This window comes from Nocardia transvalensis NBRC 15921, assembly GCF_000308875.1.
GTDB lineage: Bacteria > Actinomycetota > Actinomycetes > Mycobacteriales > Mycobacteriaceae > Nocardia > Nocardia transvalensis.
In genome coordinates this window covers 1-13105 of the sequence record NZ_BAGL01000002.1, presented here as the reverse complement: position 1 = coordinate 13105, position 13105 = coordinate 1, and the positions used below count along the sequence as shown (strand labels likewise).

Annotated in this window: 14 protein-coding genes and 1 pseudogene; 8 read left to right on the top strand and 7 right to left on the bottom strand. The window is 69.6% G+C overall.

Going from position 1 to position 13105, the window contains the following annotated elements:
• Positions 1-47: 47 nt before the first annotated feature.
• Together ON41_RS00270 and ON41_RS00265 are read left to right on the top strand one after the other, a co-directional pair.
• Positions 48-458 (top strand): SdpI family protein, encoded by a 411-nt coding sequence (locus ON41_RS00270; RefSeq protein ID WP_306307766.1) that lies wholly within the window; start codon positions 48-50, stop codon positions 456-458.
• Positions 458-1081 carry an HAD family hydrolase gene (locus ON41_RS00265; RefSeq protein WP_040744002.1) on the top strand — a complete coding sequence of 208 codons (624 nt, stop codon included), beginning with the start codon at positions 458-460 and terminating at the stop codon, positions 1079-1081. The genes ON41_RS00270 and ON41_RS00265 overlap by 1 nt, the downstream gene beginning before the upstream one ends.
• Here the strand turns inward: ON41_RS00265 and ON41_RS38695 are convergent.
• The 4 genes from ON41_RS38695 to ON41_RS00245 form a co-directional block, all read right to left on the bottom strand.
• Positions 1016-2485 (bottom strand): pentapeptide repeat-containing protein, encoded by a 1470-nt coding sequence (locus ON41_RS38695; protein ID WP_157185308.1) that lies wholly within the window; start codon positions 2483-2485, stop codon positions 1016-1018. The two genes, ON41_RS00265 and ON41_RS38695, sit on opposite strands and share 66 nt — an antisense overlap.
• Before the next feature lie 75 nt (positions 2486-2560).
• Positions 2561-3337, bottom strand: a complete 777-nt coding sequence (locus ON41_RS00255; protein ID WP_040744000.1) for an ABC transporter permease — start codon at positions 3335-3337, stop codon at positions 2561-2563.
• A complete protein-coding gene (locus tag ON41_RS00250) occupies positions 3337-4293 on the bottom strand; it encodes a daunorubicin resistance protein DrrA family ABC transporter ATP-binding protein (RefSeq protein ID WP_040743999.1) in 957 nt (318 codons plus the stop codon). Before ON41_RS00250 ends, ON41_RS00255 begins: the two co-directional genes overlap by 1 nt.
• Positions 4294-4442: 149 nt before the next feature.
• Positions 4443-4967: an EXLDI protein gene (locus tag ON41_RS00245; RefSeq protein ID WP_040743998.1), complete on the bottom strand. Its 525-nt coding sequence runs from the start codon at positions 4965-4967 to the stop codon at positions 4443-4445.
• Between the two features lie 327 nt (positions 4968-5294).
• Here ON41_RS00245 and ON41_RS00240 point away from each other — a divergent pair, with 327 nt between their 5' ends.
• The 5 genes from ON41_RS00240 to ON41_RS00220 all read left to right on the top strand — a co-directional run bounded on the left by ON41_RS00240 (position 5295) and on the right by ON41_RS00220 (position 10510).
• Positions 5295-7112 carry a thiamine pyrophosphate-binding protein gene (locus ON41_RS00240; protein WP_040743996.1) on the top strand — a complete coding sequence of 606 codons (1818 nt, stop codon included), beginning with the start codon at positions 5295-5297 and terminating at the stop codon, positions 7110-7112.
• Positions 7109-7768, top strand: a complete 660-nt coding sequence (locus ON41_RS00235) for an SRPBCC family protein (RefSeq protein WP_040743995.1) — start codon at positions 7109-7111, stop codon at positions 7766-7768. The genes ON41_RS00240 and ON41_RS00235 overlap by 4 nt, the downstream gene beginning before the upstream one ends.
• 11 nt (positions 7769-7779) lie before the next feature.
• Complete coding sequence (locus tag ON41_RS00230; protein WP_040743993.1) at positions 7780-8811, top strand: 3-oxoacyl-ACP synthase III family protein; 1032 nt, start codon at positions 7780-7782, stop codon at positions 8809-8811.
• Between the two features lie 50 nt (positions 8812-8861).
• Positions 8862-9953, top strand: a complete 1092-nt coding sequence (locus tag ON41_RS00225; protein ID WP_083905026.1) for an aminotransferase class I/II-fold pyridoxal phosphate-dependent enzyme — start codon at positions 8862-8864, stop codon at positions 9951-9953.
• An 80-nt stretch (positions 9954-10033) separates the two neighbouring features.
• Positions 10034-10510, top strand: a complete 477-nt coding sequence (locus ON41_RS00220) for a DUF1772 domain-containing protein (protein WP_040743992.1) — start codon at positions 10034-10036, stop codon at positions 10508-10510.
• 144 nt (positions 10511-10654) lie between these two features.
• Here the strand turns inward: ON41_RS00220 and ON41_RS00215 are convergent, their stop codons facing one another.
• The 3 genes from ON41_RS00215 to ON41_RS00205 all read right to left on the bottom strand — a co-directional run bounded on the left by ON41_RS00215 (position 10655) and on the right by ON41_RS00205 (position 12669).
• Complete coding sequence (locus tag ON41_RS00215) at positions 10655-11413, bottom strand: zf-HC2 domain-containing protein (RefSeq protein WP_051160805.1); 759 nt, start codon at positions 11411-11413, stop codon at positions 10655-10657.
• A complete protein-coding gene (locus ON41_RS00210) occupies positions 11410-11988 on the bottom strand; it encodes a sigma-70 family RNA polymerase sigma factor (RefSeq protein WP_083905025.1) in 579 nt (192 codons plus the stop codon). Before ON41_RS00210 ends, ON41_RS00215 begins: the two co-directional genes overlap by 4 nt.
• A gap of 66 nt (positions 11989-12054) precedes the next feature.
• The gene (locus tag ON41_RS00205) at positions 12055-12669 is read right to left on the bottom strand and encodes a YqgE/AlgH family protein (protein WP_040743990.1); all 615 of its coding nucleotides are present in this window, start codon (positions 12667-12669) and stop codon (positions 12055-12057) included.
• A gap of 142 nt (positions 12670-12811) precedes the next feature.
• On the opposite strand from ON41_RS00205, the pseudogene ON41_RS00200 reads away from it, so the two are divergent.
• A pseudogene (locus tag ON41_RS00200) lies at positions 12812-13105 on the top strand (1-acyl-sn-glycerol-3-phosphate acyltransferase); the annotation flags it as partial.

The following is a 13105-nucleotide window of genomic DNA, read 5'->3' as shown; positions in this document are numbered from 1 at the left end:
GGGTATACGGGCGGGCCCGCGGTTCCCGGCGTTTCACACCGGGTACCGTGGTCGGAGTGTTCGTGGTGGCGCTGATCCTGTTCGTGCTGGCGGCGGTGGCCGTCGTCACCGGGGTACTCGGGCTGACGGGCTCCCTGCCCCCCAATCGTTTTTTCGGTGTGCACACCGAGGACGCGCTGAGCACGGAAGAGACCTTCCGTATCGCCAATCGCGTCGCGGCGCCCACCTCCTTCGGCGCGGGCGTGCTGCTCGCCGTCGGTGGCGTGATCGCGCTGCTCGCGAGCCCCGTCGTGGGGATCGTCGGCGCCGTGCTGGCCGCCGTGATCGCCCTGTTCATTCTCGGCGCGGGCGCGAATGCCGCGGCGGGCGCGATCGCGGGGCTCGTCCCGCAGACCGGCGCCTGCGGTGGCGCGTGCGGGGCCTGCTCACTGCGCGACGCCTGCGAGCCCGCCACCTGATGGGTCCGCTCACGGTCGGCTTCGACCTGGATATGACCCTCATCGATTCCCGCCCCGGCATCCGGGCCTGTTATCAGGCGCTCTCGGAACGCACCGGCACCTTTATCGACAGCGATCTCACCATCACGCGATTGGGCCCGCCGCTCGAAGAGGAAATGGTGAACTGGTTCCCCGCCGCGGAGGTCGCGGCGATGGCCGACCTGTACCGGGAGATGTATCCCACCCACGCCGTCACCGGCACGCTCGCGATGCCCGGCGCGCGCGAGGCGATCGCGGCCGTCCAGGCGGCAGGGGGCCGCGCGATCGTGGTCAGCGCCAAATACGAACCCAATGCCAAGCTGCACCTGAAGCACCTCGACATCCCGGCCGACGCCGTCATCGGCGACCTGTGGGCGGAGAAGAAGGCCCTGGCCCTGCGCGAACACGGCGCGAGCATCTATGTCGGCGACCACCTGGGCGACGTCCGCGGCGCCCGGGTGGCCGGCGCCTACTCGGTCGCGGTGGCCACGGGCCCGTACTCCGCCGACGAACTGCGCGCCGCCGGTGCGGACACCGTCCTACCCGATCTGACGGCCTTCCCCGACTGGTTCGCCGACCCGCCCGTTCCCGGCATCCGGCGCTAGGCCCGTGTCCTGACCGGACACCGGCGGCGGCCGATCCTGGAGATCGACATTGGCCGGTTTCGTGCGGGGATCGGCATCCCAGTCGAATCTGGGCGCGATCGCACCCCATCGGCCCGGACCGTCGAACGAGATGCGCTGCGAGCCGAAATCCGTGCCGAGGAACGAGGCGGCGGAGCCGAATCGCGTCCCGGCGAAGTAGGCGGTGGCGGTGAAGGCGGCACTCGTGAAGTGGGCGTCGCCGGTGAACTCCGCGTCCTCGAAATAGGCCGTGCCCGAGAACGCCGTGAGCCCGAAGTACGCGGTGGCGGAGAACGCCGTGCCGGTGAAGTCGGCCGTACCGCCGAACGCCGTGCTGGTGAAGTCGGCCGTACCGCCGAATACGCCGTTCCGGAAATAGGTGGTGTCCGCGAAGGTCGCGCTGCGGAAGTCAGTGTCGGCGGAGAACGTCGCGTTGCGGAAGTAGGAGATGGCGGCGAACGCCGAACGCCGGAAGTGGGCCGGGCCGGTGAAGGTCGCGTTCTTGAAATAGGCGGTGTCGGCGAAGGTCGCATCGCGGAAGTCGGTCGTGCCCGCGAAGGTCGCATTCTTGAAATAGGCGGTGTCCGTGAACGTCGCATTGCGGAAGTCGGCGGCGCCCGTGAACGTCGCGCCGCGGAAGTCGGCGGTGGCGGCGAAGGTAGCGCGCGCGAAGCGGGCGGACCCGCCGAAGGTCGTCGAGCCGAACCCCGACTCCTCCAGATGCGCGTCGCGGAAGTCGAAATCGCTTGCCGACCAGTCGTATTCGCTGTCGGATCGGAGGCGGTCGATGATGACGCGCACGATCGTCCGGCGGACCTCCCGGTCGTTCTGCCGGTATTCGACGTGCTCCTCCACCGTTCCGCGGTCCCGGCCGCGCTCGACGCGGGGCGTCGTGGTGACGAGTTTGGTGCGGCCGGTGCTGCCGTGGTCGACGTCGTAGGGCAGCCGGAGGTAGCCGCAGAGGACGTCGACGCACTGCTGTCGGCGCGGGCCGTCGGATTCGTCGGCGGCGCCGGCCATCGCGTACACGCCGGCGAGGCGCACCGCGACATCGCCCGAGCCCAATTGCGCTGCCGCCGCGCCGAACCGCTCGACGAACCGCCCCTGCTCGATATCGCGCTGACGCCGGTAGGCGATCACCAGGGCGACCACGCCGCCGATCCCGCCGACCACGGTGAACGCGAGTTTGGTGAGGTCGATCGGCGCCGCCGGCGCGCTGCTGGTGTGGATGACCACTCGCAGGATCCAATATGCCGCGAGCGCGATCGCGGCCCCGGCGGAGACCGCCAGCAGCACCGCAGGAAGCAGGCCGAGGCGTCGCGTGATCCGGCCGAACCTGGTGGCGGCCTTGGTTACTCGCGCGCCCGTGCGCGGCCTTCGGGACATTGCTCGATTGTGGCCCACGCGGTCGATCGGCGACATGCGAACGCTCCCGGGGTGAGTGGCCCCGGGAGCGTCGGATCAGCGGGTCTTGCGGCGGAACTGGGTCTTCGACCAGAGGTAGCCGAGGGCCGCGATGGCGGCGCACCAGGCGAGGGCGATGATGCCGTTGTTGCCGATCTCCGTGCCCATCAGCAGGCCGCGCAGGGTTTCGGTGAAGGGGGTGAACGGCTGGTACTCGGCGAACTGGCGGACCCCGGCCGGCATGGTGTCGGTCGGCACCAGGCCGCTGCCGAGCATCGGCAGGTACACCACCGGCATGGGCGTGTTGCTGGCGTTCTCGGGTGTGGACGCGGACATTCCGAAACCGGCGCCGAGCCAGTTCAGGGCGAAGATCACGAGCGTGAGCAGGCCGAAGGCGGCGACCCACTCCAGCGGTTCGGCATTGGGCCGGAAGCCAAGCAGCAGCGATATGCCGACCATGAGGACGACTCCCAGCAGGCCCTGGATCAGGGTGCCGAGCACCTCGCCGGTGAGGATCGACGAATGCGACATCGACATGGTGCGAAAGCGATTGACGATGCCCTTGGTCATATCCGTCGCCACGGCGACCGAGATAGCGGTGACCAGCAGGGCCGGGACCATCAGCATCATGCCCGGCGCGATGTAGTCGATGTACTTGTCGCCGTTGTCGATCGCCTGGCCGAGCGCCCCGCCGAAGATGTAGTTGAACATCAGCAGCAGGGTGACCGGCATGGCGATCAACATGATCGTCATGCCGGGATAACGCTTGGCGTGCACGATATTCCGGCGCAGCATCGTCGCCGTATCGGCGAATGCGTAAGTGGCGGTGGTCATTACACGGTTTCCTTTTCGGCAACGGGCTGTCCGGTGAGGGTCAGGAAGACATCGTCGAGGTCGGGGGTGTGCACCGACAGACCCTCTGGTTCGACGCCGGCGGTGTCGAGCCGGTCGAGGACGGAGCGCAGCGAGCGCACCCCGCCGTCGCTGGGTACGGCCAGCGTCAGCTCGTCGTCGGCGTCGGGGACGCCGCCGAGCACCGCCGCGGCGGTGTCCAGGGCCGTCCGGTCGGCGAACGTCAGGCGGATGTGGCCGCCGGGTACCAGGCGTTTCAGCTGGTCGGGGGTGCCTTCGGCGACGATCCGGCCGTGGTCGAGGACGGCGATGTGGTCGGCGAGTTCGTCCGCCTCCTCCAGGTACTGGGTGGTGAGGAAGACGGTGACGCCGTCGGCGACCAGGTCGCGGATGATGCCCCACATGGCGCGGCGGCTGCGGGGATCGAGTCCGGTGGTCGGCTCGTCGAGGAAGATCACCTGCGGGTCGCCGACCAGCGTCATGGCCAGGTCCAGCCGGCGGGTCATGCCGCCGGAGTAGCTGCCCGCCGGCTTGCCGGCGGCCTCGACCAGGTCGAACTGGGCGAGCAGGCGCTCGGCCCGCTCCCGGCTCTCGCCGCGCGGCAGGTGGTGCAGATCGCCCATCAGCAGCAGGTTCTCGCGTCCGGTGAGCAGTTCGTCGACCGCGGAGAACTGGCCGGTGACGCCGATGATCGCGCGCACCGCGTCCGGGTCGGCGGCCACGTCGTAGCCGCCCACGCGGGTCTCGCCGCCCTCGCCGCGCAGCAGGGTGGACAGGATCTGCACGGTGGTGGTCTTGCCCGCGCCGTTGGGTCCGAGCAGCGAGAAGATCGTGCCCTCGGCGACCGTGAAGTCGATGCCGTCGAGCACGACCTGGTCGCCGAAGGATTTCCGCAGGCCGGTGACCGAGATGGCCGGCCGTGGATATCCGGTGGTCATGGGGTTCCCCTCAGGAAAGGTTGTGATTGACATGAATAGGTAGTAATGAATGCATGATTGAGCCGAGTCGTGACCGCTGGGTTGCGCGGTCAAGACGGGTGGCTGGTATTCGGTTGTGCGGGAACGCCGTCCGGCGTTCCCGGCGGATGTCAGATGTCGAGGTCCTCGATCTGCGGATGCTCGACGATGTCGTTCACGCGGCGATAGAGCTTGTCCGGAATCCTCCCCTTCAGGTCGGTCACCGAGTCGTAGATGTCCATGGTGAAATCGCCCCACTCCGGATCGCCGACGCCGAGCATCTTGCGCCAGTTGGTCAGGTCCTTGATCCAGTTGGCGCCGCCGCCGTCGACCGGGTACTCCGCCCATTTGGACGTCTGCATGTGGAGGACGAATTTGCCCTTGCGGCTGCGATAGACGCGCACGTGCTGCTGGTGGGTGTCGTTGATCTCGCGCATCTCGCCGAGCAGCGCCCCGGAGAAGCGGACCTGCCGCCCGCCGTTGTGGCCTATTCGCAGCAGGACCTCGTCGAAGCCCTCCTGGCGGCCCTCCTCCAGTTCGATGAACCGGCGCAGCGCCGTCACGATGGCCCCCGACAGATTGCCGCCGACGAGTTCCTGCGCGCGCTGGAACAGGGGCAGGTCATCGTCGGACACGTAGACGGTCTTGTTGGGCATGAGTCCATTATACGTAGACGTATACATACACACAAGGGGCCCGGCCAAAAGACCGCCGGGCCATGGGGTGAGCGAGCTCGCCGGGCGGTGTGGTGGCGGACCGCCCGGCGGTGGTGGGTAGGCCCGCCGGGCGGTGGTGGGTAGGCCCACCGGGCGGTGGTGGGTAGGCCCACCGGGCCGTGCGGTGGGCGGGCCGTGAGGCTCTGGGGTGGAGGTGCCAGTAGGGGTGGCGCGGAATTTGGTGAACCAGAGTGGTCGGTGGTTCGTATCCCGGTCGAGAGCGGCTCGAAGTGTGTGCGCTCGAGGTTCGGCAGGGAAGGAGCGCCGATGCCGTCACGGGCGGTCGATTATCTGGTGCAAGCGGTGGCGACTCTGGGTGTCCGGCAGATCTTCGGGGTCGATGGGGCCAATATCGAGGACCTCTACGACGCCGTATTCGATTCCCCGCACGAGGTGACCGGGGTGGTGGCCAAGCACGAGTTCTCCGCCGCCACGATGGCCGACGGGTACGCGCGGTCCAGCGGCGGGCTGGGGGTGGTGTGCGCCACCTCGGGCGGCGGCGCGATGAATCTGGTTGCGGGACTGGCGGAGTCGTTCGCGTCCCGGGTTCCGGTGCTGGCGCTGGTCGGGCAGCCGCCCACGGCCCTGGAGGGTCGCGGGGCCTTCCAGGACACCAGCGGCCTGGCCGGGACATTCGACGCCGAACGGCTTTTCGAGCAGATCACGCGGTATTGCGCCCGGGTCGACGCGGTCGAGGCCCTGCCCTGGCATCTGGCGCGGGCGGTGACCGCCGCACGGCGCGGCGGGCCCGCGGTGTTGTTGCTGCCCAAGGATGTTCAGCAGGCGGATGCGAGCGCGCTGCCGCCGTTCCGGCCGCCGCGCCGGACGGCGACCCGTGACGACGCGGGCCTGAATCGGGTGCGTGCGGTGCTGAGCGCGGCGCGGGCCACCGGCAAGATCACGATCATCGCCGGAGACCAGGTCGCCCGTGACGACGCCCGCGGCGAATTGCGGAGGCTCGCACAGGTACTCGACGCCGCGGTGGGTGTCGCGCCGGATGCCGAGGACGTCTACGACCGGGACGAATCCGGATTCTGCGGCGTCGCGGGCAGTATGGGCCATCCCGAGCTCATCGATGCCGTGCGGGGCTCGGCCCTGTGCCTGCTGGTCGGGACGCGGATGCCGGTCACCGCACGGGCGGGACTGGACGATGTGCTGGCCGGGACGGCCCTCGCCAGCGTGGCCGCCGAACCGCCCTACCTCGACTCGATCCACGCCGCCGCCGACCTGAAGACGGCCCTCGCCGAACTCGCGGCGGGCCTGGTGACCGACGAGGTCGCCGCGGTCTCGGCGCGCGGGGGACACTCCGCCGCGCACGATCGTCCGGCTCCGGCGGCGGCCAGCTCCCACCACAATGCCTCTCCCGGGGACACCGCGCCGGGACACGGCGGGCATCGGGAGCGCGCGGGCCGGGGCGTATCCGTGCCCTCGGGCGAACCGCCCACGCTCACCCCGTTGCAGGTGCCCGATGCCACCGGCCCCGGCCTGCGCTACCGCGAGATCGTCGAAACCCTCAATGCCGCACTGGAACCGGGCACCGACGTGTTCGCCGACGCCGGGAACACCGGTGCGGCGGTGGTGCACCACCTGCGCCTGCCGCGCGGCGGGCGATTCGTCGTGGCGCTGGGCATGGGCGGTATGGGGTACGCGTTCGGCGCGGGCATCGGCTCGGCCTTCGCGCGGCACCGGCGGCCCGGCGGCGGCGAGCGCCGGACCGTGGTGGTGGCCGGGGACGGCGCTTTCTTCATGCACGGCATGGAGATTCACACCGCGATCGAGCACCGGCTACCGGTGACCTTCGTGGTGTGCAACAACAACGGTCACGCCATGTGCATCACCCGCGAACAGCTCTATTACGGAGATCGCTACAGCTTCAACAGGTTCCGGCCCGCGCATCTCGGCGCCGGGATGGCCGCGATGTTCCCGGACCTGCCGTCCTACTCGCCCGCCGACGCGGGCGAACTCGCCGCGGTGCTGCGGTGCTGCTTCGACACCCCCGGTCCGTCGTTCGTCTCGATCGACTGCGACCCCGACGAGATCCCGCCGTTCACCCCGTTTCTGTCGATACCGAGGAGGAACCCGTGACCACCAGTTCCCTGCCCGCGCTCAGCGATATCCCGCAGGACGGAATACCCGGCGTCCTGCGCATCGAGAATTCCGATCGCGAGGCCACCACGCCGATCATCATGGACATGCTGCGGTCGGTGTATCCGCACGACCAGGTCTACGGCGACTACTGCCCGGTGCAGGCGTATATCGACGCGCCGCCGCGCGCGGTGTACGAGTACCTGTCCGATACCCGATGCCTGGAGGAATGGACCTACAGCCTGCGCGGATTCGTCGAGACCGACGAGCCGGGGCTGTGGCTGGCCTACGACCGGCTGGGCTCGGAGACCAAGATCTTCACCCGCACCGTGGCGAATCCGGACGCCATGACCGTGGACTACCACTGCGCCTGGGATCAGGGACAGCACCTGTGGATGATCTACCTGATGCGGGTCGTGGACGCGCAGGCCGTATTCAACAAGCCGGGTTCCGTTGTGCTGTGGGTGAATTGCCACCACCCGTTCTACGACGAGAACCCGTATCCGGAGACGGCGCCGCCGAAGCGCCCGGTCTGGGTCGGTGACTTCTGGGAGATGTTCTCGGCCGGCCATCAGCTCGAGATGGACAACCTCAAGGCGATCTGCGAGTACCGGGCCGCGCACGGCCTGCCGCTCACCCCCGACTGGATGAAGTGAGGTACGCCCCGATGGATCCCGCACAGTCGCTGCCTCCGGTCAGCCTGGTCGACGTCGCCGGCTATCTGCCCGGTGAACCGGTCGGCACCGAATACTTCACGCAGTTCTCGCGGTCCGAGCGCATGGCGAAGAACGTCATGTTCCGGGCGCCCAAGGCGCGTCATCACATCGACCGCGATACGACCGCAGTGGACATGGTCGAGCGGGCCACCGCCACGCTGGCGGAACGGCATGGGGCGGATACGATCTCGAATGTCGACGTGCTGCTCACCCACACCCAGCTGCCGACCAATCCGGTGCTGGGCGCCGGTCCGGAGGTGGCGCGGCGGCTCGGTATGCGGCCCGGCTGGGTGTTCGACGTCCACAACGGGGGCTGCGCGGCCTTCGTGCACATGATGTATCTGGCCCGGATGATCCTGCAGACCACGGATGCCCGCAGCGCGCTCATCGCGGTGGTGCAGAACACCGCGGGCCCGGTGTTCACCCAGACCGAGATCCGCGGGCTCGCGCAGGCACCGGTGCCCGGCGACGGCTGCGGCGTGGGGTTGCTGATGAAGAACGATCAGGCGCCCATCCTGGACATCGAGTGCCGCACCTACCCGGAGTTCGCGGGCGATATGGACTTCAGCACCGGCTCCGAGCGCAAGTACTGGGAGCCGGGGGAGGGGCAGGGCTGCGTCAGCTTCAGCGAATCCAAGGTCACCAAGGTCTTCGCGCGCGGCAACCGGCTGGTGCCGGAGGTGGCGCTGGCGGTGTGCGAGCGCATCGGGGTCAAGGGAAGCGATATCGACACCTTCGTGACCAACCAGCCCAACCGGCTGTTCCTGCGCAACTGGCACGATGCTCTGGAGCTGCCCGCGGAGCGGCATCCGGACACCTTCGATCGGTGCGGAAACCTGTTCGCCGCGGGCATTCCCGTCACGCTGGACGCCGAGAACCAGGCCGGGCGGCTGCGCAACGGGTCGGTCGTGCTCTTGTCGGCGTTCGCGCACGCCGGGGATTACGCCGCGGCGGCCGCGGTGCGCTGGGGGGCCGCGCGGTGAGCGGCAGTCGATCGATATCGCTGCGACGAGGGAGCCGGTCCACGCTCCCCGTGTCGCGGGCCGCGCAGTGGCGCGCACCGGATTCCGTCCGCTTCGATCTGAGCCTCAGCGAGAATCCCTTCCCGCCACTGCCTTCGGTGGTCGAGGCGGTGCAGCACGCGCTGGAGCGGGGCAACCGGTATCCGGAGTTCCTGCCGCACCGGTTGCCGCTGTTGATCGGCGAGCATCTGGGCGTGCCCGCGGATCGGATCGTGGTCGGCTCCGGGGCCACGGGGGTGGCGTTGCAGATCATGCAGGCGCTGACCGCGCCGGGCGACGAGATGGTGTTCGCGACACCGACATTCGACGGCTATCCGATTCTCGCGGAGATGGCGGGATTGAAAAGCGTTGCCGTACCGCTGGATTCGGGTGGGCGGCAGGATCTGTGCGCGCTGTCGCGGGCGGTGAGCGAGCGCACGCGGCTGATCGCGGTGTGCCGCCCGCACAATCCGACCGGGACCGTGATCCCGGCCAGCGAGCTGAAGGCCTTCCTGTTCGGTATTCCGCGCGACGTGCCGGTGATCCTGGACGAGGCGTACGTCGAATTCCTCGGCGCCACGGACCGTCTCGATGTCGTCGAGCTGATCGCGCGCTATCCGAATCTGCTGGTGCTGCGCACCTTCTCCAAGGCGTACGGGCTGGCCGGGCTGCGCATCGGCTACGCGTTCGGCCACGAGGATCTGATCCGCCGGGTGTGCCGGTTGCAGCTGCCGTTCGGGGTCACCGAATCGTCGGTGGCCGCGGTGGCGGCCTCGTACGCCGCCGGGATGGAGCTGGGCGAGCGGGTCCTGCGCATCACCACCGAGCGGGAGCTGTTGCGAACATCGTTGCGGCGCAGCGGGATCCGGGTGCCACGCAGTCGTGCGAACTTCCTCTACCTGCCTGGGGACGATGTCGCCGCCCGGCTGGCTGGCGCGGGTATCGCCGCCAAGACCTATCCGGACGGCAGTGCCCGGATCGCCGTCGGGGATCGTGCGGCGGATGCGGCGGTCCGGCGGGCGCTCGGCGAGATCGGGCCGCATCGGGCCCGTCGCGCCGCGCTGGGCCAGGACAGCGGGCTGTACTCGATCACCCTGCCGTCCGAGCGGACCTCGGAGAACTAGCAGCGCTAGACAATCTAGTTATGCATTGCTACTCTCGCTCCATCACCTAGCGTTGCTAGATATTGGAGTAGGAGAAGCAGATGCTCATCACGACCGCGCAGGTTCTGGCCGTACTCGCCGTTCTCGCCAACGGCATCGTCTACGGCACGGACGCGTGCGCCGCCATCATCATGCGGTCGGCCTACCGGAAGGTCGACGACGAGGCCATGACGAAGCTGGCCGGCTGGGGCCACTACTACGGCGATCGCCGGATGCCGTTCGCCGGCGCGGGCGGGATGATCGCCACGGTGCTGACCCTCGTGGTGGCCGCGCTCGCGGGCGTCACCGCCGCGGCGGTCGCGGCCGGGGTCGCGCTGGTGGCCCTGCTGGCCTGGATGGGCTTCTACCTCCGGGTCGCCAAGCCGGTCAACGAGGCTCAGAAGGCCGCCGCGCGGTCCGGCGTGATCCCCGCCGATGCCCGTGCGCTGCAAGACAAGTGGGACAGCATCCTGGGCTTCCGGGTGGGATTGCAGGGCCTCGCCGTCGCCGCCCTCTGCACGGCCCTCGCCCTGCTCTGAGATCCCGCGAGAGGCCATCGCCCGCCAGGCGCCACCTGCCCGGCGGGCGCTCGCCGTCGGCCCACCTGCTCGCCGCCACGCCGCGCCGCTGAGCATCGTGGACCCGGCCGCCGGCGCGTGCCGAAGGGCTTCGGATGCCCGCCGCTACAGCGTCCCGTTCAACATCACTTGGTTCGTGGTGGTGGCCCGGATCTCCACGGCGCGCACCTGGTCCGGCGGTACGGCGGTGGTGCCGTCCGGCGTGACGGTCTCGCCCGGCCGGACCGTCCACTGCGCGACCATCGACTGGGTGCCGTCGGAGTGCACCACCCACATCGAGCCCTGCCAGGTGTACTGCGTGCTCGACGGGGCGTAGCTGCACGACATCTCGACCCGGGTGCCGTCGGGCACCGCGACCAGCCGGAAACTCGCGGTGATCGGCGAGGGCACCACCGGATCCATGCTGCGCTCGGCCACCACCTCGGCGGTGGCCGGGGTCGCCTCCGGTGCGCTCATCGAGGCCGTCACCGGGACCGCGATCGCGACCGCCGCGGCGGCGGTCGCCACCGCTCCGGCCACCGCGAGCAGCCGGCCGCGGCGGCGGTGGGCCCGCGCTCGATCTGCCAGCCGCTCCAGCGGTACCGGTTCGGGGGTCTCGGTGCGCGGGGGCACGAACCCGTCGGACGACACGGTGCAGGGTTCCGGATCGATCAGCGACAGCGCCACCTCGTCGTCGACCTGCCCGAGCAGTCCGGGCAGGACGGCCAGATCCCCGACGGCGGTCCGGCACTCGGCGCACACCGCCAGATGATCCTCGTACTCCGCCCGCTCGGCACGGCTGAGGGCGCCGAGCACGTACGGGGCGTCCCACGTCGCGTAGTCGTCGCCACTGCCGGGCGCGGCCGCGTGCGCGGTCTCCGTCACTTCGTCACCCCCATCTCTCTCAGTGCCGAGCGCAGGGCCCGCATGCCGTAGTGCATCCGGGACTTCACGGTGCCCTCGGGAATATCCAGTTCGGTCGCTATCTGATGTGTCGACAGGCCACGGTAATAGGCGCGCACGATCACCTCGCGGTGGTCGATGCTCAGCCGGGCCAGCGCGTCCGCGATCAACCAGCTGTCCAGCGCCCGGTCCGCCTGATCGGGACTGGGCTGTTCGGGCGGCTTGTCGGTGCGGTATTCGCGGCGGTGCCGGGCGCTGCGGTACTCGTCCACCGCCATGTTGCGGGCCACGGTGAACAGCCAGGCCCGCGCCGACGCCGTCGACTGATCGAGCACGTTCGGGCGCTGCCACGCCCGTAACAGCGTCTCCTGCACGATGTCCTCGGCCCGCCCCGAATCCCCGACGAGGCTGTAGGTGTAGCGCCACAGCGCGGCGGAGTGTTCGTCGTAGAGGGCCCGCAGCAGGTCCGCGTCACCGTTCCCCGGAAGGTCGGGGACGCCACTGCGCGACGGCTGGGTGTCGGCCCCATCACTGGGGTAACGCGGTGAGCGAGCCATCGGCTCACCCGGTCGATCGGCGGATCAGAGACCCGGTTGTAGTAGCCACACAGGACAGATACGTAATCAATTGCGTTCTAGTTCGATGGGGTGCGTGGCCAGCAGCGACAGCGGCAGCGGCTGACGGCGCAGCACCTCCGCCCACAGGTCCGTGCGGCGGGCGATCGGATCGGACGGCAGCGCCGACAGCACGATCCAGTCGCCGCGCTCCAGCTCGCCCTCCAGTTGCCCGAAGGTCCAGCCGGCGTATCCGGCGAAGACGCGGATGCCCTCGACCATGGGCGCGATGACGTCCGGATCGGAATCCAGATCCAGCAGCGCCACCCGGCCGTCGACGCGGCGCAGGCCCGCCGACCGGTCGATGGCCGTGCCCACCTTGACCGTGGCCAGGCACAGGGCGGCATCGCGCTTCACCGGGCCGCCCATGTACAGCGCGCCGGGGGAGGCCGCCAGATCGGACCAGCGCGGCAGGACGTCGCGCACCGGGGTCTCGCTCGGGCGATTGATGATGACGCCCAGGCTGCCGGCGTCGTTGTGCTCGACGATGTACACCACGGTGCGGCGGAACGACTGCTCGGTCAGATCTGTTGCCGAGACCAGCAGCGTGCCAGGCCGCACCACCTGTTCCTCGTGCCGGGATTCGCGTCGGGAGCGGTCGCCATGTTCCTCTGCGCGTGCCACCCCGTCATCATCGCACCGTACTGTTGGATTTGCGCTGCCTTCGGCGGCGTGGGTTTGCGGCGACCGGACAGCGGGGCGGCTCCGTGTAAGGCAGATCACAGATTCGTTGGGGCGGGCGGGGCGGGGTCGTTACTGTTTCGGCATGCAGCGTCCCGACGTGGTCCTCGACAACTCCGATGCCGTCTACGACTTCTACGGGGAGCATCGGCAGAACCGCGTGCAGGCCTGCGCCGCATACGCATTGCTGGCGCGGCGTTACCGGCCGCGGATCGGCTACGCGGCGGGCGTGCGGGAGGAGCTGCGGGCGTTGCTCGCGGGGCGGCGGCCGCTGCTGATCGCCATCAACCACCTGTCCCAGCAGGACCCCTATACCGTGGCGGCCGCGGCGTGGCGCAGCGGATTGCGGCCGGTGATCGGGCGTGCCCGGGTGCTGGCC